The organism is Bacillus sp. JZ105, assembly GCF_053903125.1.
Map to the genome: position 1 here is coordinate 2239946 of NZ_CP096387.1, position 23251 is coordinate 2263196.

At 41.7% G+C, this 23251-nt stretch carries 22 protein-coding genes; 2 read left to right on the top strand and 20 right to left on the bottom strand.

All coding sequences use genetic code 11. The annotated features are described in order from the left end of the window. Positions 1–36 precede the first annotated feature (36 nt). The 5 genes from M1D81_RS11380 to M1D81_RS11400 all read right to left on the bottom strand — a co-directional run bounded on the left by M1D81_RS11380 (position 37) and on the right by M1D81_RS11400 (position 3978). A complete protein-coding gene (locus tag M1D81_RS11380) occupies positions 37–990 on the bottom strand; it encodes an aromatic acid exporter family protein (protein WP_456266855.1) in 954 nt (317 codons plus the stop codon). 105 nt (positions 991–1095) lie between these two features. Further along, positions 1096–1818: an amino acid ABC transporter ATP-binding protein gene (locus M1D81_RS11385; RefSeq protein ID WP_456266854.1), complete on the bottom strand. Its 723-nt coding sequence runs from the start codon at positions 1816–1818 to the stop codon at positions 1096–1098. After that, entirely contained in the window at positions 1811–2467 is a 657-nt protein-coding gene (locus M1D81_RS11390; protein ID WP_041086093.1) for an amino acid ABC transporter permease, read from the bottom strand. Before M1D81_RS11390 ends, M1D81_RS11385 begins: the two co-directional genes overlap by 8 nt. Before the next feature lie 113 nt (positions 2468–2580). After that, the gene (locus M1D81_RS11395) at positions 2581–3345 is read right to left on the bottom strand and encodes a transporter substrate-binding domain-containing protein (protein WP_456266853.1); all 765 of its coding nucleotides are present in this window, start codon (positions 3343–3345) and stop codon (positions 2581–2583) included. A 195-nt stretch (positions 3346–3540) separates the two neighbouring features. Next, positions 3541–3978: a BrxA/BrxB family bacilliredoxin gene (locus tag M1D81_RS11400; RefSeq protein WP_456266852.1), complete on the bottom strand. Its 438-nt coding sequence runs from the start codon at positions 3976–3978 to the stop codon at positions 3541–3543. 169 nt (positions 3979–4147) lie between these two features. Here M1D81_RS11400 and M1D81_RS11405 point away from each other — a divergent pair, with 169 nt between their 5' ends. Continuing rightward, a complete protein-coding gene (locus tag M1D81_RS11405) occupies positions 4148–5041 on the top strand; it encodes a YegS/Rv2252/BmrU family lipid kinase (protein WP_456266851.1) in 894 nt (297 codons plus the stop codon). A 13-nt stretch (positions 5042–5054) separates the two neighbouring features. Here M1D81_RS11405 and M1D81_RS11410 read toward each other — a convergent pair whose 3' ends face one another. From M1D81_RS11410 to M1D81_RS11450, 9 genes are all read right to left on the bottom strand, one after another. Next, positions 5055–5348 (bottom strand): YesK family protein, encoded by a 294-nt coding sequence (locus M1D81_RS11410; RefSeq protein ID WP_456266850.1) that lies wholly within the window; start codon positions 5346–5348, stop codon positions 5055–5057. Positions 5349–5414: 66 nt separating this feature from the next. Beyond that, entirely contained in the window at positions 5415–6671 is a 1257-nt protein-coding gene (locus M1D81_RS11415; RefSeq protein ID WP_456266849.1) for a dihydrolipoamide acetyltransferase family protein, read from the bottom strand. Between the two features lie 19 nt (positions 6672–6690). Beyond that, positions 6691–7674, bottom strand: a complete 984-nt coding sequence (locus M1D81_RS11420) for an alpha-ketoacid dehydrogenase subunit beta (protein WP_024422925.1) — start codon at positions 7672–7674, stop codon at positions 6691–6693. Between the two features lie 12 nt (positions 7675–7686). Further along, positions 7687–8679, bottom strand: a complete 993-nt coding sequence (locus M1D81_RS11425; RefSeq protein WP_456266848.1) for a thiamine pyrophosphate-dependent dehydrogenase E1 component subunit alpha — start codon at positions 8677–8679, stop codon at positions 7687–7689. Positions 8680–8696: 17 nt separating this feature from the next. Next, a complete protein-coding gene (gene lpdA, locus M1D81_RS11430; RefSeq protein ID WP_456266847.1) occupies positions 8697–10121 on the bottom strand; it encodes a dihydrolipoyl dehydrogenase in 1425 nt (474 codons plus the stop codon). Next, positions 10111–11232: a butyrate kinase gene (gene buk, locus M1D81_RS11435; protein ID WP_024428016.1), complete on the bottom strand. Its 1122-nt coding sequence runs from the start codon at positions 11230–11232 to the stop codon at positions 10111–10113. The genes lpdA and buk overlap by 11 nt, the downstream gene beginning before the upstream one ends. Positions 11233–11265: 33 nt before the next feature. After that, on the bottom strand, positions 11266–12360 hold the full coding sequence (bcd, locus tag M1D81_RS11440) for a branched-chain amino acid dehydrogenase (protein WP_456266846.1): 1095 nt from the start codon (positions 12358–12360) through the stop codon (positions 11266–11268). Between the two features lie 26 nt (positions 12361–12386). Next, a complete protein-coding gene (gene yqiS, locus M1D81_RS11445; protein WP_456266845.1) occupies positions 12387–13280 on the bottom strand; it encodes a phosphate butyryltransferase in 894 nt (297 codons plus the stop codon). Between the two features lie 124 nt (positions 13281–13404). Next, complete coding sequence (locus tag M1D81_RS11450; RefSeq protein WP_456266844.1) at positions 13405–15477, bottom strand: sigma 54-interacting transcriptional regulator; 2073 nt, start codon at positions 15475–15477, stop codon at positions 13405–13407. Between the two features lie 149 nt (positions 15478–15626). Between M1D81_RS11450 and M1D81_RS11455 the strand changes: the two genes are divergently transcribed. Beyond that, entirely contained in the window at positions 15627–15863 is a 237-nt protein-coding gene (locus tag M1D81_RS11455) for a DUF2627 domain-containing protein (RefSeq protein WP_024422931.1), read from the top strand. Between the two features lie 36 nt (positions 15864–15899). On the opposite strand, the gene M1D81_RS11460 is transcribed toward M1D81_RS11455, so the two are convergent. The 6 genes from M1D81_RS11460 to ahrC all read right to left on the bottom strand — a co-directional run bounded on the left by M1D81_RS11460 (position 15900) and on the right by ahrC (position 23205). Then, on the bottom strand, positions 15900–16637 hold the full coding sequence (locus tag M1D81_RS11460) for a glycerophosphodiester phosphodiesterase (RefSeq protein ID WP_456266843.1): 738 nt from the start codon (positions 16635–16637) through the stop codon (positions 15900–15902). Between the two features lie 228 nt (positions 16638–16865). Beyond that, positions 16866–17966 (bottom strand): response regulator aspartate phosphatase, encoded by a 1101-nt coding sequence (locus M1D81_RS11465; RefSeq protein ID WP_456266842.1) that lies wholly within the window; start codon positions 17964–17966, stop codon positions 16866–16868. A gap of 455 nt (positions 17967–18421) precedes the next feature. After that, positions 18422–19225: a sporulation transcription factor Spo0A gene (gene spo0A, locus M1D81_RS11470; protein ID WP_024422935.1), complete on the bottom strand. Its 804-nt coding sequence runs from the start codon at positions 19223–19225 to the stop codon at positions 18422–18424. 286 nt (positions 19226–19511) lie between these two features. Further along, positions 19512–20789, bottom strand: a complete 1278-nt coding sequence (gene spoIVB, locus M1D81_RS11475) for a SpoIVB peptidase (RefSeq protein WP_087978346.1) — start codon at positions 20787–20789, stop codon at positions 19512–19514. 199 nt (positions 20790–20988) lie between these two features. Next, positions 20989–22722, bottom strand: coding sequence for a DNA repair protein RecN (recN, locus tag M1D81_RS11480; protein WP_456266841.1), 1734 nt, complete (start codon positions 22720–22722; stop codon positions 20989–20991). A gap of 33 nt (positions 22723–22755) precedes the next feature. After that, on the bottom strand, positions 22756–23205 hold the full coding sequence (ahrC, locus tag M1D81_RS11485; RefSeq protein ID WP_024422938.1) for a transcriptional regulator AhrC/ArgR: 450 nt from the start codon (positions 23203–23205) through the stop codon (positions 22756–22758). Between the last annotated feature and the right edge of the window lie 46 nt (positions 23206–23251).

Genomic DNA, 23251 nt, shown 5'->3' on the forward strand with positions numbered 1-23251 from the left:
ATTAGATTGACCAATGAAGGAGGAACTCATGCGTCTCTATTCTTTCATCCCTTTAAAATAGCTTTTCAGTACTAAATATTGTTCCATTTCACCGAGGAAATGAAAGAGTGCCGCTCTTGCCTCAAATTCTTCTCTTGTTTGCGGGAGCGGAAGTGCATCGAACTCTTCTTTCATTTCAATGAGACGTCTTAAAAACTTATGCGCTGTGTTCCCTGGGTGAATATGTTCGCGTAAGTCTCTAACGTATTCTGCAATGATTTGTCCATGCTCCGTTGTGACGGAAATCGACGTAATTTTGGGCAGCACACGCTCAATGATTTCAAATTGCTTTTGTCTCATGTTGAAATAATGGTAATACAGGTTTTCATGTCTTAATACATGGTTTTCAACATCACGATATGCAAGAGCTTTCGCTTCTTTGATCAATTGATGTGTCTCTGGTATTTCTTTTCCTGTCCAGTCTTGTTTCCCTGTCATTAAGTATTGCTCGATTTCCTCAAAGATTTTAGCAAAGTTGGCTTCAATCTGTTCGCTGTAGCGTTTGAGTTTTTTATCAACACTCGGCATATAGAGGTTCATAATCAGCGCTACCCCAACACCAATGGTAATCAGCAGCAGTTCATTCCAGATGAGATGCAGGGTAATCCCGCCAGACATGTATAAATGGAGGATAATGACTGAACTTGTGACAATCCCTTCTTTAATTCGAAGCAAAACCGTTGTCGGAATAAAGACAAGCAGCATCAAACCGATCACAAAAGGATGATACCCAATCAGATCGAAAAATAAATAAGAAAATAAAACAGCGAGACTGCATGCTGCAAAGCGGGCTCCCGATGCTAAGAGGGATCTTTTCTTTGTCACCTGAATACACAGGATCGTAATAATCCCGGCAGCTGAATAATTTTGCAAGCCAAGCAATTGTGCTATATAAATAGCGATCGCTGTTCCTAATGCTGTTTTCAGCGTTCGGTAGCCGATTTTAAACATGATGTGATTCACTCTTTTCTGTTTTGTTTCCATTCACTTTTGTGAAATGATGAACTTTTTTACTTTCCCCATTATAATCAAAAAGAGTCTCCTTCTCTTATTTCTTTATAATATTTTTTGTAAGAAGTCTTTTGCGCGCTGTGAAGACGGTGATTCAAAAAATTGCACAGGGTTTGCATCCTCTACAATTTTCCCATCATCCATAAAGATCACGCGGTCAGCCACTTCTTTTGCAAAGCCCATTTCATGTGTGACGATGACGAGTGTCATTCCAGATTGAGCCAGCTCTTTCATGACCTCTAATACTTCCTTGACCATTTCTGGATCTAGGGCAGACGTTGGTTCGTCAAACAGCATAATGTCTGGTGTCATCGCAAGCGCACGCGCAATCGCTACACGCTGCTTTTGACCGCCTGACAGACGGTTCGGGAAATCATCTTTTTTCTCTAAAAGCCCTACCTTTTTGAGCATGTCTTCAGCTTGTTTGATGCTGTCTTCCTTCGATTGATTCTTCACATTCATTGGCGCATACGTGATATTTTCCAGCACCGTTTTATGCGGGAAGAGATGGAAATGCTGAAACACCATTCCGATGTTCTCACGCACTTTTAGTGCATTCGTTTTTGGATTGGTGATTTCGGTGTCCTTAATCGTAATGACACCAGAAGTCGGCTTTTCAAGTAAATTCATGCAGCGGAGGAACGTCGATTTTCCTGAACCAGATGGTCCAATAACCGCAACAACTTCCCCTTCTTTAATGGTGGTGTCGATCCCCTTTAAAACTTCGTTTTTACCAAAAGATTTTGTGAGTTTCTCTATTTTAATCATTTGATTTTAACTTCCTTTCCACCGATTTGCCGACAAAGGTGAGAACAAGCACGATGACATAATAGATAAGACCCGCAAAAATAAGCGGTTCAAGATAATTATACGTGACGGCCCCTGCTTGATAGGCTCGTCTCATGACATCACCCAGTCCGATGACTGTTACAATCGCTGATTCTTTTGTCAGTGTAATCGTCTCATTCACAAGTGCAGGTGAAATATTTTTAAACGCCTGCGGAAGCAATAAGTCCTTCATCATTTTAGCATAAGGGATGCCTAAAGCAACGGCTGCTTCTTTTTGACCTTTATCAATCGCATTAATACCCGCACGAATAATTTCAGATACGTATGCCGCCGAGTTGAGTGAAAATGCCGCTACAGCAGCCCAGTATTGATCGATTTGGAACCCAAGAAGCTGGGGCAGACCAAAATAAATAATGAGCAATTGAAGCACAAGCGGTGTGCCCCGGAAAATTGACGTATAAAAGTCTGCAAGCCAAATGAGCGGTTTAAACACACTAATTTTACAAAGCGTTAATAAAATTCCTAAGATAAATCCAAGGAAAAGGGATACCACTACAATAGAAAGCGTGACCTTAAGCCCTTCTAGAATAAAGGGCATCTGAGGTATTACATCTTTAAAATCAAACATGACATTCTCCTTTTTTCTGCCTTCATACAAAACAGGAAAAAAGTTCAACATGAGTTGAACTTTTCAGCGCTTTCTACTTGATTTTCATGTATGACGCTGATCCTTTTCCTGACTTACTTTTCATCAGCAAACCATTTTTTAATTAAATTATCAAGTTCGCCATTATCTTTCATTTCTTTTAATGATTGATTAAATTTCGCTGTTAAGTCGCTGTTTTTCTTGAATGCAATGGCTGAACCTTCGTTTGAGCTGTTCAACCCAAATGCTTGGAAGTCTTTTTCTTTTTCCAAGTAACCAGCAGCTACTTTATCTTCAATAATTGCTGCATCAAAACGGCCTGCTTTGATCTCTTGAATGATATCAGAAATTTTATTACGGTCTTCAACTGTTAGGTTATATTTCTTTTGCAGTCCATTTGCTTCATCCTGTTGAATAGAACCTAATTGAACGCCGACTGTTTTGTCTTTTAAATCTTTCTCTGCCTTAATACCGCTAGATTTCTTTGATACAACCAAGTTTTTAGCATTGTAATAAACATCAGAGAAATCAACTTGCTTTTTACGTTTTTCTGTAGGTGTCATTCCTGCAAGGACAATATCAGCTTTGTTTGTTTTAAGAGCTGATACAAGGCTAGCAAAGTCCATATCTTGAATTTCTAGTTTGTAGCCGTTCTTTTTCGCTAATGCTGTTGCAAGATCTACATCAAAACCGACAATTTTATCTCCGTCTTTTGATTCAAATGGCGGATAATCTGCTGATGTCGCCATAACGAGTGTTTTGTCATCTCCTGATGCGTTTGAATTATTAGAAGAAGTTCCGCATGCTGCGAGTGCAGCTGCAAGACCAGCTGTCATAAGTAATAATAACCACTTTTTCATATGATGATGCCTCCCAGTATTTAAAATCATGTGTTGATTTGAATATTTATTCACTATAATGTATTTTAAACACTTTCTTTTTAAGATGCAATAGTATTTTGCTAAAATTATTTTGATTCTAATGTCTTATAAAACAAAAAGCAGACCGATCTAAAGACCGGACTGCTTTATATTTATTCATTCAAAAGTCACATATTAGATTTCTTCGCAATGCTCATCAAAAGCGGCTTGTAGTTTTGCCACGACTTCCATTGGCTCGTGCCCTTCAATTTCATGACGCTCGACCATTTTAATAATTTTTCCATCTTTTAATAAGGCAAAAGATGGTGAAGATGGCGGGAAGCCTTCAAAGTATTCACGGGCTCTTGCCGTTGCCTCTTTGTCCTGTCCAGCAAACACTGTCAGCAATTGATCTGGACGCTTATCGTAATGAACAGAATAGCCGGCAGCTGGTCTTGCAATACCGCCTGCACAGCCGCATACTGAATTCACCATAACAAGTGCCGTTCCTTTTTTAGTCAGTGCTTCGTCTACTTCTTCAGCTGACGTGAGCTCAGTGTAGCCTGCCTGCTTAATTTCTTCTCTCGCTTGTTTCACAATATCATTCATAAATAAATTAAAATCAATATTCATGTCCGTCCACTCCTTTTGCGTACCAAAACCATTTTAACTCCATCATATCAAGGAAAACGCCTGCGGGCAAATGTGTTGTCTTTTCCGTCGTCTCTTTTTCCGAACATCGTTTATGAGCTGTCAAATTGGGGAAAAGTGATGAGAAAAAGACGAAAGGGAGAACTGCGTGATGGCACAATTCAAAAAAGCGATGCTCATTTATAATGGAAATGCCGGACAAAAAAACATGGAAAAAACACTCGGTCAAACAGTGCCTCTTCTTTCTTTACATATTGATGAACTCATTTTGAAACCAACAAAGCAGCCAAATGATGCTTATGATTTCTGCCGTTATATTGATGAAACGGTGGAATTGCTCATCATATTAGGCGGAGACGGTACTGTGCATGAATGCATGAACGGCATTGGCGGTTTAGAAAAAAGGCCCGCTGTAGCGATATTGCCAGGCGGGACATGCAATGATTTTTCTAGAACATTAGGTATTCCTCAACAAATGCAAAAAGCCGCTCAAATGATTGTAGACGGCAAAGAGAAAAAGGTCGACTTAATCAAAGCAGAAGATCGATACGTGTTAAACTTTTGGGGAATTGGGCTGATCGCAGAGACGTCCAACAATATTAACGACAAGGAAAAAGCTGTACTCGGCAAAATCAGCTACTTCACAAGTGCGCTGCGCACCCTGCAGCAAACAGATCCTTTTCACGTACGTATTGAGACAGAAGAGGAAAGCTGGGAAGAGGAAGCCGTCATCGTTCTTGTCATGAATGGACATTTTATCGGTACAAATAAAATTGATTTGCCTCATGCAGCCATCGATGATGGAAAAGCAGAAATCTTAATTTGCAGAAACACGAGCTTCTCTGCTTTAAAAGAAATCTTCTCAATGAACCGGGAAGAGCTGGAGGACTTCACCGGTGATCTGTCTCTCATTCAAGCGTCCAGTATTCATATCCACACACAAGAGGAAATGGATGCTGATACAGATGGTGAGGTTTATATGACAGCCCCTTCTTCTTTAGAAGTGTTAAAACAGCATTTGACCTTTATTGTTCCAGCAGAATAAAAAATGCCCGATATCATTTTGATTCGGGCGTTTTATTGATATAGCGTCTGTATAAATATTCAAGTGCATATCCGAGAAGTGTCCCGGTGAGAAATGATATTCCTAAAAAGCTATTGGCTGCTCCTTTAAACCCGCCGATAATCAGCAGACAGTACACGATTTGAATGATGGAAACGATTGCTATGATAAGCAGTAAACGTTCAGGATGATTGCGTGATTTAGAAATGTACCGCAGAAAAGCGAACGCAATCGCTGTGAGAAACATGAGACCAATCGTGAGAAAAGCAAAAAAATCTAGTGCAGACATATCATTGCTCCTTTCTCCTAGATGTGGAAATCCCCCTCTCATGCCGGGAGGGGGGAAAATATTGTTTTAATAAACAGATGTCTGCTCATCGATGCCTTCAAGGATTTGTTTAATTCGTTGAAGGAATCTGCCGCATACAAGACCATCTAGTACTCTGTGATCCAATGAGAGACAAAGATTAACCATGTCCCTTGCCGCAATCATTCCGTTTACAATCATTGGACGCTTCACGATCGATTCTACTTGTAAAATCGCCGCTTGCGGATAATTAATGATTCCCATTGATTGTACCGAACCAAATGATCCCGTGTTGTTGACAGTGAAGGTACCGCCTTCCATATCACTTTGCTTGAGCGTTCCTTGTCTCACCTTAGACGCCAGCTCATGAATTTCTTTGGCAATGCCCTTAATGGTCTTTTCATCCGCATCCTTAATGACTGGAACAAATAGAGCGTCATCTGTAGCGACAGCAATCGAAACATTGATTGCTTTCTTTTGCACAATTTTATCTCCGGCCCACATGCTGTTCATTTCAGGGAATTCCTTTAAGGCCTGAGCCACTGCTTTGACAAAGAACGCAAAGAACGTCAAATTAAAGCCTTCTTTTGCTTTAAACTGATCCTTCAGCTGATTTCTTCTTGTCACAAGATTTGTCACATCGACTTCCATCATCGTCCATGCATGCGGAATTTCATGTTTGCTTCTCAGCATATTGGCCGCAATTGCCTGGCGGACCGGCGTGACTGGCAGTTCAACATCACCAGGCATAGAAGGGACGGCTGGTGCCGCTTTTGCTTGTGATGGCTGCGCAGACTCTGGTTGAACGGCACGTTCATCAACCGGTGCTGTTTTCTCTTTGACGCCGCCGTTTTCAATGAGCTGCAGCAAATCTTTTCTAGTGATTCGGCCGCCTGCTCCCGTACCTTGAACAGCTGCTAAATCAATGCCATGCTCATCTGCTAAACGAAGGACGGCTGGAGAGTATCGTTTCTTTTGACTTTGATTCTTATTTGTTTGATCTGCTTCAGGCGCTTCGCTTTGCTCAGGTGCTGCTTCTTCTTTCACGCTCTGCTGCTCGCTTCCTTCGACATCTATTTCACAGAACACTTCTCCTACTTGCAGCGTTTCGCCTTCCTCAGCCGATAGCTTTGTAATCGTTCCTGTAAAAGATGACGGGACTTCTGCGTTCACTTTATCCGTCATGACTTCCGCAACCGGATCGTATTTATTCACATGATCGCCAGGTGAAACGAGCCATTTGCTAATGGTTCCTTCTGTTACACTTTCACCCAGCTGAGGCATTTTCATTTGTTCAATTGCCACTTTGAAACCCTCCTCTTTCTTAAAACGCTGCCAGCTCTCTCATTTCAGCTTCTACCTTATCCGGGTTGACCATGAAGAATTTCTCCATTGTCGGTGCATAAGGCATTGCCGGAATATCTGGTCCAGCCAGGCGTTTGATTGGTGCGTCTAAATCAAATAAGCAATGCTCCGAAATGATCGCCGCAACCTCACTCATGATGCTGCCTTCTTTTGTATCTTCCGTTAATAGAAGCACTTTACCTGTTTTAGAAGCCGCTTCTATTATCGCTTCCTGATCAAGCGGGTACACTGTTCTCAAATCGAGAATATGAGCGGAAATGCCGTCTTTTGCAAGGCGGTCTGCTGCTTGCAGCGCAAAATGGACACAAAGGCCATATGTAATGACCGTGATATCATCGCCTTCACGCTTCACATCTGCTTTTCCAATCGGAAGAGTGTAATCCTCTTCAGGCACTTCTCCTTTAATAAGGCGGTATGCCCGTTTATGTTCAAAGAACAATACAGGATCTGGATCACGCACTGCAGCCTTTAAAAGACCTTTGACATCATAAGGTGTAGAAGGCATCACAATCTTCAAACCAGGCTGGTTAGCAAAAATAGCTTCGACCGATTGTGAATGATAAAGTGCCCCGTGTACTCCGCCCCCGTAAGGTGCGCGGATGACCATTGGACAGCTCCAATCATTATTTGAGCGGTATCTAATTTTTGCAGCCTCTGAAATGATTTGGTTGATTGCAGGCATAATGAAATCCGCAAATTGCATTTCTGCAATTGGGCGCATTCCATACATCGCTGCCCCAATACCTACACCCGCAATGGCTGATTCTGCAAGAGGTGTATCCATGACGCGCGCTTCTCCAAATTGCTCGTAAAGACCCGCTGTCGCTTTAAATACGCCGCCTTTTTTCCCGACATCCTCTCCGAGCACAAACACTTTCGGATCTCGCTCCATTTCTTCTTTCATCGCCAGTGTAATGGCGTCTATATATGACATAACAGGCATTTTTCTTCCCCCTTACTCCGCATACACGTAACGAAGTGCGCTTTCTGCCTCAGCATAAGCTGCGTTTTCCGCTTCATCAGTAGCTTCGTTTACGATTTGCATGATTTCTTTTGTCATCTGTTCTTTCATTTCAGAAGTCATGACGTTTCCTTCGATTAAATACGTTTCATATTGGATGAGCGGATCTTTCTTTCTTGCTTCGAGCACTTCTTCTTTTTCTCGATAGCTTGAATCATCGTCATCACTTGAGTGCGCAGTTAAACGGTAAGAGATTGCTTCAATCAATGTCGGGCCTTCGCCTCTAGCCGCACGGTCTCTCGCTTCTTTGACAGCGGCATATACTTCAAGCGGATCATTTCCATCTACAGTGACCCCAGGCATCCCATATCCAACCGCACGATCTGAAATGCGCTCACAGGCTACTTGTTTGTCATATGGCACGGAAATCGCATACTTATTGTTTTCACACATGAAAATAACAGGCAGTTTATGCACAGCAGCGAAGTTAGCGCCTTCGTGAAAATCACCTTGGTTTGATGAGCCTTCACCGAACGTGACAAAACTGACAAAGTTTTTCTGCTCTAATCGTCCAGCAAGGGCAATCCCCACCGCGTGAGGAACCTGCGTTGTTACAGGTGACGACCCGGTCACAATTCGATTTGCTCTTTGCCCAAAATGCCCCGGCATTTGTCTTCCGCCTGAGTTTGGATCGTCTTGTTTTGCAAAACCAGACATCATTAAATCTTTCGCTGTCATCCCAAAAGCAAGGACAACCCCCATATCACGATAGTAAGGTAAGACGTAATCTTCTTCTCTATTAAGAGCAAATGCAGCGCCGACTTGCTGCGCTTCCTGCCCTTGACAAGAAATGACGAATGGAATTTTCCCGGAACGGTTTAAAAGCCACATCCGTTCATCGATTTTTCTTGCAAGAAGCATTGTTCTGTATATATCAATTGCTTGTTCATCTGATAATCCTAATTCCTGATGACGCATATTACTCATCATGTTTCCCTCCTTGATTAAAAATGGATCGCCTTCCCGTCAACAGCAAGGGCTGCCTCGCCGATCGCCTCTGATAAGGTCGGATGCGGGTGTATCGTCTGCCCCACTTCCCACGGGGTTGCATCAAGTACTTTGGCTAATCCAGCTTCAGATATCATATCTGTTACATGAGGACCAATCATATGAATTCCTAAAATATCATCTGTCTTTTGATCGGCAATGATTTTGACGAATCCATCAGACTCCCCGTACACAAGCGCTTTTCCAATCGCCATAAATGGAAATTTTCCTATTTTGACTTCAAAGCCCTGCTCTTTTGCCGCCTGTTCAGTGAGTCCAACACTAGCGGTTTCTGGGTGAGAGTAAACACATTTAGATACGAGCGTTTCATCGAGCGGCTTTGGATCTTTCCCAGCCATATGTTCTACAGCAATCATCCCTTCATGAGAAGCGACATGTGCCAGCTGAAGCCCGCCAATGACATCTCCTATTGCGTAAATATGCGATTCTTTCGTTTGATAATGTTCATTCACGACAATGCCTTGTTTTTCGGTTTGGATGTCCGTGTTTTCAAGACCTATGCCTTCGATATTAGGTACTCTGCCGACTGAAAGAAGGAGTTTTTCCGCTTCAAACGTCTGAATGTCTCCATCCTTTTCTGCTTGAATTGTCACGAGATTTTCCTGCTTTTCTACGCTGTCTGGCAGTACCTTCGCATTTGTCACAAAAGTGATGCCTTTTTTAGATAATAGCTTTTCCATTTCTTTAGAAATATCATGATCCTCTGTTGGCAAAATGCGGTCTGCGAACTCAATCACAGTGACGTTCACACCAAAATCATTGAGCATGGAAGCCCACTCAATTCCGATCACTCCGCCTCCGACAATCAGCATTGACTGCGGAAGCTCTGGCAGTTCAAGCGCATCATCTGATGTGAGGATATGTGTTCCATCTGCTTCAAGCCCTGGCAACACACGCGGTCTTGATCCTGTCGCGATGATGACCTGCTTTGGAATGAGCATTTCATTTTCTTCTCCATTTGCCATTTCTACGGAGACCGTTCCTGGCATTGGCGAAAAGATAGATGGGCCAAGAATACGGCCAATCCCTTCATATACATCAATTTTTCCTTGTTTCATTAAATGTTTGACGCCGCCTGCTAGTTTTTCGACGATCTCTGTTTTTCTTTTCTGTACATTGGCAAATTGCAAGGCAGCGCCGCCTGCCTCAACACCAAAATCAGCTGCGCGTTTGACGGTTTGATAAACTTCTGCACTTCTGAGCAGCGCTTTAGACGGGATACAGCCTTTATGAAGACATGTTCCGCCAAGCTTTGATTTTTCTACAACTGCTGTTTTCAATCCAAGCTGTGAGGCACGGATGGCTGCTACATAGCCGCCTGTGCCTCCACCAAGAATGACGAGGTCATATTCAGTTGCCATGACTTGTCACTCCTTTCTTTTCCTGTTGATCATTTGGGTATTCTTTCGGTGATTCTTCTTCTTTTAAAATACGAAGCGCACCTTCTGCTAACGATTGCAGTTCATTTTCACCAGGAAACACGACAACATCTGAAATCCAGTCAATATAGCCGCGAATACTTGACGTTATTTGTTTGCTGTACGCAAGTCCGCCTGTTAATACAATGACGTCAACTGCTCCTTTTAAAACAGCGCTAGCCGCACCAATTTCCTTGGCAATCTGATAGCACATTGCTTCATAAATGAGCGCCGCCCGCTCATCACCCGCTTCAATCATGCGTTCCACTTTCACAGCGTCTGTTGTGCCAAGATAGCCCGCAAGTCCGCCTTCACCAATAATGCGTTTGAGCATTTCTTCTTGGGTATACTCACCCGAAAAACAAAGATTCACAAGATCACCTGTCGGCAGGGTTCCCGCACGCTCTGGGCTGAAAGGACCTTCGCCATGCAGACCGTTATTGACATCGATGACTTTTCCTTTTTCATGAACACCAATGGTGATACCGCCGCCCATATGAGTAATAATCATGTTCAAATCTTCGTAACTTTTTCCAAAAGAAGCCGCTGTTTTTCTTGCGACTGCTTTTTGATTTAATGCATGAAAGATGCTTTTTCTTTCGATCGTTGGCAGCCCTGAAATACGAGCAATTGGTTTTAGTTCATCCACCACAACTGGATCGACAATAAAAGCTGGGATATTCAGGCCAAGTGCAATTTCTCTCGCGATGATTCCGCCGAGATTGGATGCGTGCTGGCCGGCATATCCTTCTTTTAAGTCTTCCACCATTTGCTCATTGACTTCATATGTGCCTCCTTCAATCGGACGAAGGAGACCTCCGCGCGCGCAAACTGCATCAAACTTTGAGATATTCATCCCCTGTTCATGCAGTGTTTTCAAAATGGTTTCTTTACGGAATGAGAATTGATCAATAATATGAGGAAACTGCTTTAATTCCTCATCTGTATGTCTAAGTGTCGTTTCAAAAATAGAACGTTCATTGTGAAACACACCAATTTTTGTTGAAGTAGAGCCAGGATTAATCGTGAGAATACGCCATTCTTTTGTCAGCAAAAACAAAACCTCCGTTTCAACTCATTCTTCAAATTAGCGACGGCTTAAAATATGTTGACCATTTTGCAAGAATTGACTTCTTGATTTGCGCATTCTTTCAATTCGCTCTTCAGCCAATCGGTCTGCCGCTTTATAAGTTGGAATGGCATCACGGTTTGAAATTTCAATCACACGTTCAATATTTTGATAAATGCCTTCGACTTTTTTCATCGCACGATCTGCATTATAGCCATAAAGCTCATCAGCAACGTTAATCACACCGCCTGCATTGATCACATAGTCAGGAGCATATACAATCCCCATCTCATGGATAAGGTCTCCGTGATGCGTTTCTCTTAGCTGGTTATTTGCAGCACCTGCAATCACCTTTGCTTTTAACTTAGGAATGGTCACATCGTTAATGGTTGCACCAAGTGCGCACGGTGCATAAATATCACATGCTTGATCATAAATATCGTCAGGGTCGACTGCTTTTGCGCCGAAGTCTTCAACAGCTCGCTTGACAGAGTCTTTGTTGATATCTGTGACAATGAGCTGCGCGCCTTCTTCATGCAGATGTTTACACAGGTTGTAAGCGACATTTCCAACGCCTTGGACGGCAATTGTTTTTCCTTCTAATGAATCAGTCCCAAATGCAGCTTTGGCAGCGGCTATCATCCCTTTGTATACACCGTAAGCAGTGACCGGAGAAGGATTTCCAGAAGAACCAAATGCAGGAGAGATCCCTGTGACAAAATCTGTTTCTTCATGAATGAGATCCATGTCTTCTACCGTTGTACCGACATCTTCTGCTGTAATATAGCGGCCATTCAGCCCTTGAATGTAACGTCCAAATGCACGGAACATTTCTTCATTTTTGTCTTTTCTCGGATCACCGATAATGACCGTTTTTCCGCCGCCAAGATTAAGTCCTGCTGCCGCGTTTTTATAAGTCATTCCTCTTGCTAGACGCAGTGCATCCTCAATGGCTGCTTCTTCGTTTTCATACGTCCACATTCTCGTTCCGCCTAGTGCCGGCCCAAGTGTTGTATCATGAATCGCAATAATGGCTTTTAAGCCAGACTGCTCATCCTGACAAAATACAAGCTGTTCATAATCGTATCGTTCCATATATTTAAAAAGTTCCATTGTGTTATTCCTCCTATTACTTCCGCTTAATTTGATGTACAGATGGCAAGCGCAATTGAATAAAGCTTACTTTCGGCTGAATCAGACCGGCTTGTTAAAGCAATCGGCGCCTTCGCTCCTGCCACCACAGCTCCCACCTTCGCATGTGCAAAGTAGATGAGAGATTTATAAAGAATATTTCCTGCCTCAATTGTTGGCACAAGCAAAATATCTGCATGGCCGGCGACATCACTCGTAATATTTTTATGAGAAGCTGCCGTTTGAGAAATGGCATTATCTAAAGCAAGAGGCCCATCAATCAGGCATCCAGAAATCTGCCCCCGCCGATTCATTTGCGCAAGACTTGCCGCAGTCAAAGTTGAATCCATTGCCGGATTCACGACCTCGACCGCAGAGAGCACTGCAACCTTTGGCATGTCGTTTCCGACAGCTTGTGCTACTTGAACAGAGTTGATCGTAATCTCTTTCAGCATATTTAAATCGGGCGCGATGTTCATCGCAGAATCCGTCACATAAATAAAGCGGTCAAAGCCCGGTACTTCAAATGCCGCGACATGTGATAGGACACTTGCCGTCCTGAGCCCATATTCTTTATTCAGTACCGCTTTTAAAAGAACGGCTGTCGGGACATGCCCCTTCATCAAAATATCTGCATGTTTCTCGCTCACTGCCTGAACGGCAATTTTGGCAGATTCGTCGGGAGAATCTGAATGAATAATATCTATCCAGTCCTCATTGATTTCATGCTGCTTCACTAGCTCCTTCAGGTTGCGTTTGTTCCCAACCAGGAGAAAGCGAGCGACCTTTCGCTTAATTGCCATCTTGACGGCATGAAGCACTTCTTCGTCTTCTGCATGAGCCACAGCCGCCGTTTTATTCTGCAGCTGGGCGGCTTTCATAATCAGATCGTCAAGCTTCATATATGCCCACCTTTCCTTGTGCTCGGTTCATGTTTTATATGCAAGTTCCGTGCCAGTTTGAAATGCAGTGAATATGAGGCAATTCTCATGACATTCGTGCAATCTTTTGCAGGTTACATGCATTTTATTGCATGCTATCTTTTGCAAGTTGATATTTGTCCATTTTATAGTAAAGGTTCCGAATGCTGATCCCTAACGTTTTCGCTGTTTTCGTGCGATTGAATTGATGCTTTTCAAGGGTTTGTTTAATCAGCTGCGCTTCAAATGCCTCAACAGCATCCGAAAGCGTCTCTCCCTCAAATTGACTGACAGCCAGTTCCTGCTGCTCTTTTTCTTCCTGATCTTCTGACTCCATGAAAGAAATATGCCCTTCATCAATCCATTCTTCTTGCGGGTTCAAAAAGATCATGGCTCGTCCAAGTACATTTTCAAGCTCTCTTACGTTTCCAGGCCACTTATATGATCGCAGTCTATTAAGTGCCTGTTCCGTTAACCCGCGCACGTTTCGTCCATAGTCTAAATTGATCTTTTGGATGAGACGTTTGCTTAACGAGTCAATATCCTCAAGGCGCTGCCTGAGCGGCGGGATGGAGATCGGGTATCTGTTCATTCGATAATATAAATCTTCTCTGAACTTTCCTTCCGCCATCGCTTTTTCAATATTGACATTTGTCGCCGTGATCACACGAACATCGACCGGTATGGCCTTTGTTCCGCCTACTCTTACAATTTCTTTCTCCTGCATCACACGAAGCAGCTTTGCCTGTGTACTTGGTGTCATTTCTCCAATTTCATCTAAAAAAATGCTGCCTTGATTCGCCTCTTCAAACAGCCCTTTTTTCCCGCCGCGCCTTGCACCAGAAAACGCTCCTTCTTCATAGCCAAAAAGCTCTGACTCTAAAAGGGTCTCAGATAAGGCTGCACAGTTGACCCGTACAAAGCGATTATATTTCCGGTCACTTTCATTATGAATGGCATGCGCAAACAGCTCTTTTCCAGTACCTGATTCTCCCCGGAGTAAAATGGTGGCTGGTGTTTTTGCGCCAAGCTTTGCCTGCTCTAGCGCCACAAGCATTTGCTCACTCTCTCCAATGATGTCTTCAAATGTATACTTTGCTTCAAGAGTCCGGATAAGCTGCCTTGCTTTATTTAATTCATTCGTGAGTGATTGAATTTCTGATACGTCATGAATAACCCCGACACTGCCTTTTAAAATACCATCAACAATGACTGGCGCTACGTTGACAATCACTTCTTTTTTATTCGGTCCTACTTTCATTCTGACGCCTCGAACGGGTCTCCTTGTTTCAAGTACCTTCAAATGCATGCTTTCTCCTTCAGAAATATCTGCACCTGCTGGTTTCCCCACAACTTCTTTATCTGTTAGTCCAGTCATTTTCGTATAAGCCCGGTTGATTAAAATCCCCTTTCCCTGCTCATCAACAACTGATATGGCTTCATCCGATGATTGAATGATCGCCTCCAGCATCGTTCGTACTTCTTTAAGATTGGTTACTTCCTCCGCAAGCTCAACGGCATCTGTAATATCTTTAAAGATGGATAAAGCACCTAGCATTCTCCCCGCGTCATCAATAATAGGCAAACGCGTTGTAACAATTTGTATTTGCTGATTCAGAAATTGTTTTTGATTAAATTCTGGCTCTCTCGATCTTAAAATGTCGGGAAGCTTTGTATTTGGAATCACTTCTCGTATATGACGGCCAATCGCATCTTTTTGCGAACATCCAACCATTTTGGCCGCTGATCGATTAAACAGGACGACTTCTTCATCCATGTTAATAAAAATCATCCCGTCGTTCGTTGCATTAAAAATGCGGTCATGCTTATAGGTTTGTTCCTTTAATATTTGAATCAACTGTTGTTTTTCTGACATTAATTCTGATATGACATAAGCCATTGAACTCGGAACAATGACTGCGTGCTCTGGCTTTTTTTCAATCAGTTCTTTCAGCACTGCTGAACTGCCTGTTGTTTCAATGATGATATCAATGTCATCTTTTATGTATTCTTTCCAATCCGTTGTCGTATCAATTCCATTCTTTTTCGCTTCTACCATCCCCGGTGCCTCAAGATCAAGGTCGGCGATCGCAATGATTTGAATCATATTTGTTTTCAGCAATGTTTCCAGCAATGCTGATCCACCCTGTCCTGCACCGACAATCAAGACTCTCTGCATCCCGTTACCCCTTTATATGAAAAAATTTGCACACCATATTTTTCCGTTGCAAAAAATTGCACAACTCTTATATTACCACGTTTTCCTTTCTTGACAAAATATTTTTTGAATTAGACAATGGAAGTAAATGACGTTTAAGGGGACATTTGATGGGGAGAATACTTGCACTAGTGATTATTTTAATACCTGGCGCGCTTGCAGCACTTGGGATTAAGCTGCTGCGTGACACTGTTTTCGGCATCATCATTGCACCATTTCCATATTTATGGCTGCAAGGAATTGCAGGGTTGTTATTTTTAGGGGGAGGTCTTTATGTAGTGGCTGGCTTTATTTTATATAGAGACCGAAAACGCAATAAAGTGACTGCTCGCTTTAAGCAGAGATAAAACGTGAAAAAAGACCCGCTGATTTAAAGCAGGTCTTTATTTCATTTCTTCTCTTATTTTCACGGCTCGGTCAGGAAAATCAGTGAAAATGCCATCGACACCTAAGGAAAACATGTTTTTCATTTGCTTTTCACTATTTACTGTAAACGGCCTGATCACTTGCTGAGATGCATGGAGAGCTGACACAACTTCTTTGGTCACGCCGGCACCCTTGATATTCGGATGGTAGCCCCTTGCTGGTACTGTTTTTATATACATCTCCGGCTGATGAATCACATCCATTGTGAGTACAGCTAGTTCAACATCCGGCATCAGTTTGTGAAAAAGAGCTAAACTGCCGTGATGAAACGATGAAACAAGTACACGATCTTCTATTTGAAAATGCTCGATTTGTTTTTTTACTTTCTCTTCGATACCCGGATAACGATAAATGGAGTTTTTCAGTTCAATATTGATGATCAATGATGATTGCTGCGTCACTAGCTCTAATACTTCCTCTAAAAGAGGAATGGACACAGCACCGGTTTCTTCGTAGAAAGAATGACTCGCATCTCCCGCTTTTAATTCTTCATATGTATGGTCTTTCACTAAACCTTTCATATTCGTTGTTCTGTTCAGTTTCTCATCGTGAATGACAGCAAGTCTGCCGTCTTTCGTCAGCTGAACATCCAGCTCAATTCCGTCAGCTCCCGAATGGAGTGCATGCTCGAAGGCTATCATGGTGTTTTCAGGATAAATGCCTTTAAAGCCTCTGTGTGCAAAAATTTTCGTCATAGGTCACCTCTAAATATGATGCTTCCTTTCATTATGACGTGTCTTTTTTCGTTTTTCCAGTTTTGAGCACATAAAAAAAACCTCTTCTGATTCGCATGAAGAGGTTGACAGATAAATTCGATCACGTAATCGCTCTGATGGCTTGCTCTGTCGTCTCTGCGTCAAGAGCAAAAAGGGAAGAAACAACTGCGACTGCTGTAACAATGGTTACACCTAACAACAACTTTTTCATAAAATAACCTCCACTTTCTTTTGAAGTATTTGTGCATCGAATTTCTTTTCAAGAAAACGAATGGCATTTTGATAATCATTTCGTTCCTTGAAGTATTTCGATATTTGTTCAGACAAATCCTCAAGCTCCACATATAATCTATTTTTTTCTATGTAGTCTAATTTTTCAGAGAATACGTCTGCTGCCCCACTATTCTCGCACATCAAATCCAAAATTTCAAATTTTACTATATATTCATTATTTTGGATATCACAACTATACAGAATACCCTCTTTAATATATACCCTCGCCTCTTGATCTCCTAGATGAACCAAGGCATTCGCCAGAACATATAAAGATTGGATGTAATAATGGCTATTGTCACGGTGAATTTGAATGCCCATCCCTTTTTTGGCATAAAGTGCGCTTTTTTCATAATCATGCTTTGCATAATAAAGAACCGCTAAATTGTGATAGCATTTCCCAATCAGCACTTCATTGTTAATGCGCTTACTTTTCTCAAGTGCTTCTTTATACTTTTTCTCTGCTTCATCGAATTGGAACAAATCAATGCAATTACTTGCATGTAAAATTAAGCTGTCAATCGCCTGCGCTGTGTACTCTTCATGCGCTTTGAATGTATCGATGGCTTTTTTAATATGATTAATGGATATGAAATTTTGTTTCAGTTCGTAATAGACCGAAGCAACCTTATGGTGAAAAGTTCCTACTTCCAGGTCTTCATTCACTCGTTTTAGCCGCTGTTCTGCAATTTTGTAAAAGCTAATGGCTTCATCATACTTTTTCACATATGCAGCATATTGGCCTTTGTAAAAGTAAAAATAAAAATTAATAATGTCATCTGCTTTCTCATCGAGCGTTCCGACACTTTTCATAATTTGATTGGCTTTTTCAATATTTCCAAGTAACATTTCATGTCTGCCGTCAACAAGCTGATAATAAAGGAGAACTTCACGGTCTTCATCTGTATTTTTTAGCAAATTCTGAATTTTCTCTTTATAGACAGCAGATTTTTCTAAGTCATTCTGAGAAATGACCCTCGTCCACTTGCTAATTTCGTTCGCTACCTCAGCAGAGTGGATTTTCAGCTTTCCCATAACCTCACCCTCTTCTTTTCATTATTATAGCATAGTAAAAGAATGTGAAAATTATTAAATTCGACAATGGGAATATTCAGTTCAAATGGCACAATCTCTAAGAAGCCAGTGACTTTAAAACGCCAATCAATCAGGTCAATAGAAATAGAACTTTCGATCTCGTTTGCTTTAATTACCAAATCCATGAGACCTTTTCCTCTCATCCTTTTTCTTACGAATGAACGTTTTCTTTTTCTATTTTGAAGACTAATGATCGTTTGGCGCAGCTGATTACCACTACTTTATGTCTTTTTTATTTTTTTCATGCTTTATTTTTCATTTTATTCTGAAAATAAAGCAGCCCGTTTGTCCAATTTAAACATTAAGATGATTTTATCAACCCAACCAATTTTTGACAACATGTTTCAAAATAAAAAAACGTCTCAATGAAGAAACGTTTTTTTATGAACAATAAACTAGCTAGCTCTATGCTCTAATCGCAGACGATCAGCTACCATGGCAATAAATTCTGAATTGGTTGGTTTCGCTTTTGACATGCTGACAGTATAACCAAAGAGTGAGGAAATGGAATCAATGTTTCCTCTGCTCCAAGCGACCTCAATGGCATGACGAATCGCTCGTTCTACCCTGCTGGCAGTCGTGTTAAATTTCTTTGCAATGTCTGGGTACAACACTTTAGTAATGCTTCCGAGAAGCTCAATGTCATTGTACACCATAGAAATCGCTTCTCTTAAGTATAAATAGCCTTTAATATGAGCGGGCACGCCAATCTCATGAATAATGGTCGTAATGCTCGCATCTAAGTTTTTACGTTTCGGTTCAGGTTTGTTACGAAGAACACTGTTTTGGATTGATGAAGAGCGATGGGTAACTTGTGTGCCGTTTCCACTGACTTGACGAATATGACCTACTAGGTTTTCCATATCAAATGGCTTTAAAATGAAATAGGATGCGCCTAAATCAACTGCTTTTTTCGTGACATCTTCTTGTCCAAATGCCGTTAGCATAATCACACTTGGCTGTTTTGTCATTTCATTGTTTTCACGGAGGCGTTCTAGTACAGCAAGACCGTCTAAATGAGGCATAATAATGTCTAAGAGGAGAACGTCGGGCTCTTTATCTTTAAATAATGTCAAGCATTCCTGACCATTATACGCCACGCCAAGTACTTCCATATCTTCCTGTCCCTCAATATACTCTGTCAAAAGGCCAACAAGCTCTCGATTGTCATCAGCTACACACACTTTAATTTTCTCCACGTTCTTTCCTCCCCAATGTCGATTCCTTTAGTCTTTTGCATTTCTCTTCTGAGTGTTCAATTCGACAAAACCATGCTATCCCCTTTAAAAAACTTTAATTTTCCGAATAATAGAGCATTATCTAGCTTTTTCTACGTTTTTCTTAACGAATCGACGATTATTGCAATTTGACAACATGCTTTTTTCCATTTTGTCGAAAAATCTCTTTTTCCTTATTTTATAACATGATGGAAGAGAAAGAAAGGGTAGAAAAAAACTGCCGGAAGATTCGCGGCAGTTTGATTGATCAGCTTGCTTTTTTGTTTTTTTGATAAAGGTCGATTCCTGCTTCTGACAGCATCCATTCAATGTGTACACCGTACCCGCTAGTCGGATCATTGACGAATACGTGTGTGACAGCTCCAATGACTTTGCCATTTTGGATGATAGGGCTTCCGCTCATTCCTTGGACGATTCCGCCCGTTTTGCTTAAGAGCCGCTCATCTGTCACTTTCAATACCATTCCTTTAGTTGCTGGGAATTTCTGCGGTGTTGTGCTCACGATTTTAATATCAAACTTCTCCACTTTATCATGATCCACAACGGTTAAAATTTCTGCTGGGCCTTCTTTTACTTCATTTGATAAAGCGACTGGAAGTGGTTTATCTGCTACATGATTTTCAAGCTTTTCGGTTAACGTACCAAAGATACCAAAAGGGCTGTTGCGGGAGATATCTCCTATTGTTTTTCTTTCGGAAGAGAATCTCGCCAATTTTTCTCCAGGATTACCTCCTGTGCCTTTTTCAATCGATGTCACGGTTGATCTAACAATTTCACCATTGTCGACAACAATTGGTTTTTTTGTATCCATGTCAGAAATCACATGCCCAAGGGCACCATATTTTTTAGATGAAGGTTCAAAAAAGGTCATCGTGCCGATTCCTGCTGCAGAATCACGAATGTAAAGACCAATTCGATAGATGCCTTCACTTGCATCTTTTGCGGGTGTTAATGTTGTTTGAAAGGTTTTATGATCTCTCTTTATGAGCAAACGAAGCGTTTCACCCGTTTTCCCTGCTTTCTGAATAAATGGGGTGAGGTCATTCATTTTCTCCATTTTTTGACCATTGATTTCAATGATCATATCCCCTGATTGAATGCCTGCGGCTTCACCTGGTGATTTTTTGCCGTCTGCTGTTGTGATTTGATGAAAACCTACAACGAGAACTCCTACAGAGTGGAGCTTGACGCCAATGGATTGACCTCCAGGAATGACTTTTAATTCAGGGAGAACGTCAACTTTTGTTTTCTTAATAGGAAATCCTTTAAAATCATAAACAATTTCGGCTTTTCCCGCCTTTTGTCCTGTAATATCCAGCTGATTCTTTTTCTCTGAAAGGCGAAAGGCTGGTGAAGAAGCATTGGCTGACGCTTCAATCGATGTGTCAATTGAGTGCTTCTGTTTTTCAAATACAGCAACATTTGTTGGAATGCTGATGTATTCCTTCACTATGCTCATAAACCCTGTACTTATTAAAGAAACAAGGAGAATCACACCAATGGCTTTTCTCATCTTTTCGGGCATTCATTTTTCACTCTCCTCGCTCCTTACCCACACCAGAACACTCATGTTTTGGCTACATCTTTACTTTTGCCTTCTTCGAGAGGATTTATAACCGGCAGCTTTAGAAAATGATTGGATAAATTGATAAAAGAAAAAGACGATTTTATGGGTATATACGCCGGCTTTTACACAACATAAAAAAAGGCAGCTGATGATTCAGCTACCCTGTTGTTTTGACATCATTTGCTTGGTGCAATAGTTCTTTTGCATGCTGTTTTGTCAGCTCAGTCACTTCCACACCGGCAATCATCCGGCCAATTTCACTCACTTTTTCTTCATGACTTAATGGTTTGACACTCGTCAGTGTTCTGCCCGCTTTCGAGCGTTTCGAAATGAAGAGATGTGTGTCAGCCATTGCGGCTACTTGAGGCAGGTGTGTAATGCAGAGCACTTGTGATCCAGATGCTACTTTGTAAATTTTTTCAGCAATGGCTTGTGCCACTCTGCCGCTGACGCCTGTATCAACTTCATCGAAAATAATGGATGTGACGTCTTGTTTAGCTGAGAAAATACTCTTCACAGCGAGCATGACACGTGAAATTTCTCCACCTGAGGCTACTTTCGATAAAGATTTCATCGGTTCGCCTGTATTTGTAGAAATGACAAATTGTGCTTGGTCGATTCCATTTTTCCCCATCTGGACAGGTTTTCCGTCTAATAGCGGACAATCGGTGCTGCCAAATGGCGCATATCGAACAGAAAAAGCTGTGTCAAATGATGACTTCTCCATATACAAATCCTTGAGCTCTGTTTGAATTTGCTTCGCTAGCTTTTTGGCCCATTTTTTACGCAGCTCCGAAACATTAAGTGCTTCCAGCAGGGCATCACGGCTCATCGCATCTAATTTATTTTTGAGTGTCTGCAGATGGCTGTCTCGATTTTGGATTTGATCTATTTCTTCTTCAATCTTCGCCGCATACTCCAAAATTTCCTCAACAGTTGTGCCGTATTTTCGTTTTAGCTGCTTCATTTCATTCAGCCTGGATTCAATAAAATCAAGACGAGCTGGATCGAATTCTAATTGATCCAGCATGCTTCGCATTTGGAAGGTTGAATCCTCTAATAAGTAGTAGGAGTTTGACACTTGTTCAGATAGCTTTTTCAAATCATCATTGATCTCAGACACCTGCTCAAGCTCGCTTGAGGACATACCAACCCAATCTAGTCCTCCTTGTTCATTACGTAAAGCGTTATACGCGTTTTGGAGTGAGGAATAGATTTTTTCGTAGTTGCTGATTTGATGTCGCTCTTCCTGAAGCCTCTCATCTTCTCCCGGCTCTAATTGTGCCGCCTCAATCTCCTCTAGCTGAAATTGCAGTAAATCTAAGCGGTGCACCATTTCCTGCTCATTCTCGGACAGCTGCTTTAGTTTTTGAGCCGTCTTCATATATTGATCATATGCTTCTTGATACTGCACGAGAGCCGGTGCAATGTCTTCTGCTCCAAATTGATCAAGCAAATGCAGATGATTTTCATCTTCCATGAGCAGCTGGTTATCGTGCTGTCCATGTATATCAAGCAAAAGCCGTCCTACTTCCCGTAAAAGTGAAATGGTGACAAGCTTTCCATTAATCCGGCAAATGCTTTTCCCGCTGCTATTAATATCACGGCGGAGGATCATCATTTCATCTGATGCGTCAATTCCCTGCTCTTCGCATAGAGCAAATACAGGGTGATCGGCTGGTACAAGAAAAAGCCCTTCCAGCTCTGCCTTTTTTTCACCGTAGCGGACAAATTCAGAGGATCCTCTTCCTCCCACGAGAAGTGAGACAGCGTCAATCATGATGGATTTTCCGGCACCTGTTTCCCCCGTTAGAACCGTGAGTCCTTTTTCAAATGAAACCGTTAACTCTTCAATGATTGCAAAGTTTTTAATGGTTAGTTCTGCTAACACTCATTTGACACCTCTTTTAGTAAACCTGATTCTTTATAGAAGCTCTAAAATTTTGCTCGAAACTGTCTCTGTATCATCTGGGGTGCGGCAAATGATTAAAATGGTGTCATCCCCGCAAATCGTTCCCATAATTTCTTCCCAATCTAAATTATCCATTAAAGCACCAATCGCCTGAGCATTACCCGGCATTGTTTTCAGAACAATCAAATGACTGGCAGCATCCATTTTAATAAATGCATCCATTAGGGACCGCTTCAGCTTTGACAGCGGATTAAACCGCTGATCCGCAGGAAGACTGTATTTATATGTTCCATTGTTCGTAGGAACTTTCACTAAATGTAATTCTTTAATATCTCTAGAAACGGTCGCTTGTGTGATGTTATATCCATCGGCTTTCAAAATATCGACCAATTCATCTTGTGTTTCGATTTCTTGGCTTGCAATGATTTCTCTTATTTTAATATGCCTTTGACCTTTATTCATATTTGACCCCCCTAGGCGTTTCATTCTCAGTTTGTCTTTACGTTCT

Coding starts and splice junctions, on each gene's coding strand:
- M1D81_RS11380 (WP_456266855.1), bottom strand. CDS start 990: ATGTTTAAAATCGGCTACCGAACGCTGAAAACAGCATTAGGAACAGCG.
- M1D81_RS11385 (WP_456266854.1), bottom strand. CDS start 1,818: ATGATTAAAATAGAGAAACTCACAAAATCTTTTGGTAAAAACGAAGTT.
- M1D81_RS11390 (WP_041086093.1), bottom strand. CDS start 2,467: ATGTTTGATTTTAAAGATGTAATACCTCAGATGCCCTTTATTCTAGAA.
- M1D81_RS11395 (WP_456266853.1), bottom strand. CDS start 3,345: ATGAAAAAGTGGTTATTATTACTTATGACAGCTGGTCTTGCAGCTGCA.
- M1D81_RS11400 (WP_456266852.1), bottom strand. CDS start 3,978: ATGAATATTGATTTTAATTTATTTATGAATGATATTGTGAAACAAGCG.
- M1D81_RS11405 (WP_456266851.1), top strand. CDS start 4,148: ATGGCACAATTCAAAAAAGCGATGCTCATTTATAATGGAAATGCCGGA.
- M1D81_RS11410 (WP_456266850.1), bottom strand. CDS start 5,348: ATGTCTGCACTAGATTTTTTTGCTTTTCTCACGATTGGTCTCATGTTT.
- M1D81_RS11420 (WP_024422925.1), bottom strand. CDS start 7,674: ATGCCTGTTATGTCATATATAGACGCCATTACACTGGCGATGAAAGAA.
- M1D81_RS11425 (WP_456266848.1), bottom strand. CDS start 8,679: ATGAGTAATATGCGTCATCAGGAATTAGGATTATCAGATGAACAAGCA.
- lpdA (WP_456266847.1), bottom strand. CDS start 10,121: ATGGCAACTGAATATGACCTCGTCATTCTTGGTGGAGGCACAGGCGGC.
- bcd (WP_456266846.1), bottom strand. CDS start 12,360: ATGGAACTTTTTAAATATATGGAACGATACGATTATGAACAGCTTGTA.
- yqiS (WP_456266845.1), bottom strand. CDS start 13,280: ATGAAGCTTGACGATCTGATTATGAAAGCCGCCCAGCTGCAGAATAAA.
- M1D81_RS11450 (WP_456266844.1), bottom strand. CDS start 15,477: ATGCAGAGAGTCTTGATTGTCGGTGCAGGACAGGGTGGATCAGCATTG.
- M1D81_RS11455 (WP_024422931.1), top strand. CDS start 15,627: ATGGGGAGAATACTTGCACTAGTGATTATTTTAATACCTGGCGCGCTT.
- M1D81_RS11460 (WP_456266843.1), bottom strand. CDS start 16,637: ATGACGAAAATTTTTGCACACAGAGGCTTTAAAGGCATTTATCCTGAA.
- M1D81_RS11465 (WP_456266842.1), bottom strand. CDS start 17,966: ATGGGAAAGCTGAAAATCCACTCTGCTGAGGTAGCGAACGAAATTAGC.
- spoIVB (WP_087978346.1), bottom strand. CDS start 20,789: ATGCCCGAAAAGATGAGAAAAGCCATTGGTGTGATTCTCCTTGTTTCT.
- ahrC (WP_024422938.1), bottom strand. CDS start 23,205: ATGAATAAAGGTCAAAGGCATATTAAAATAAGAGAAATCATTGCAAGC.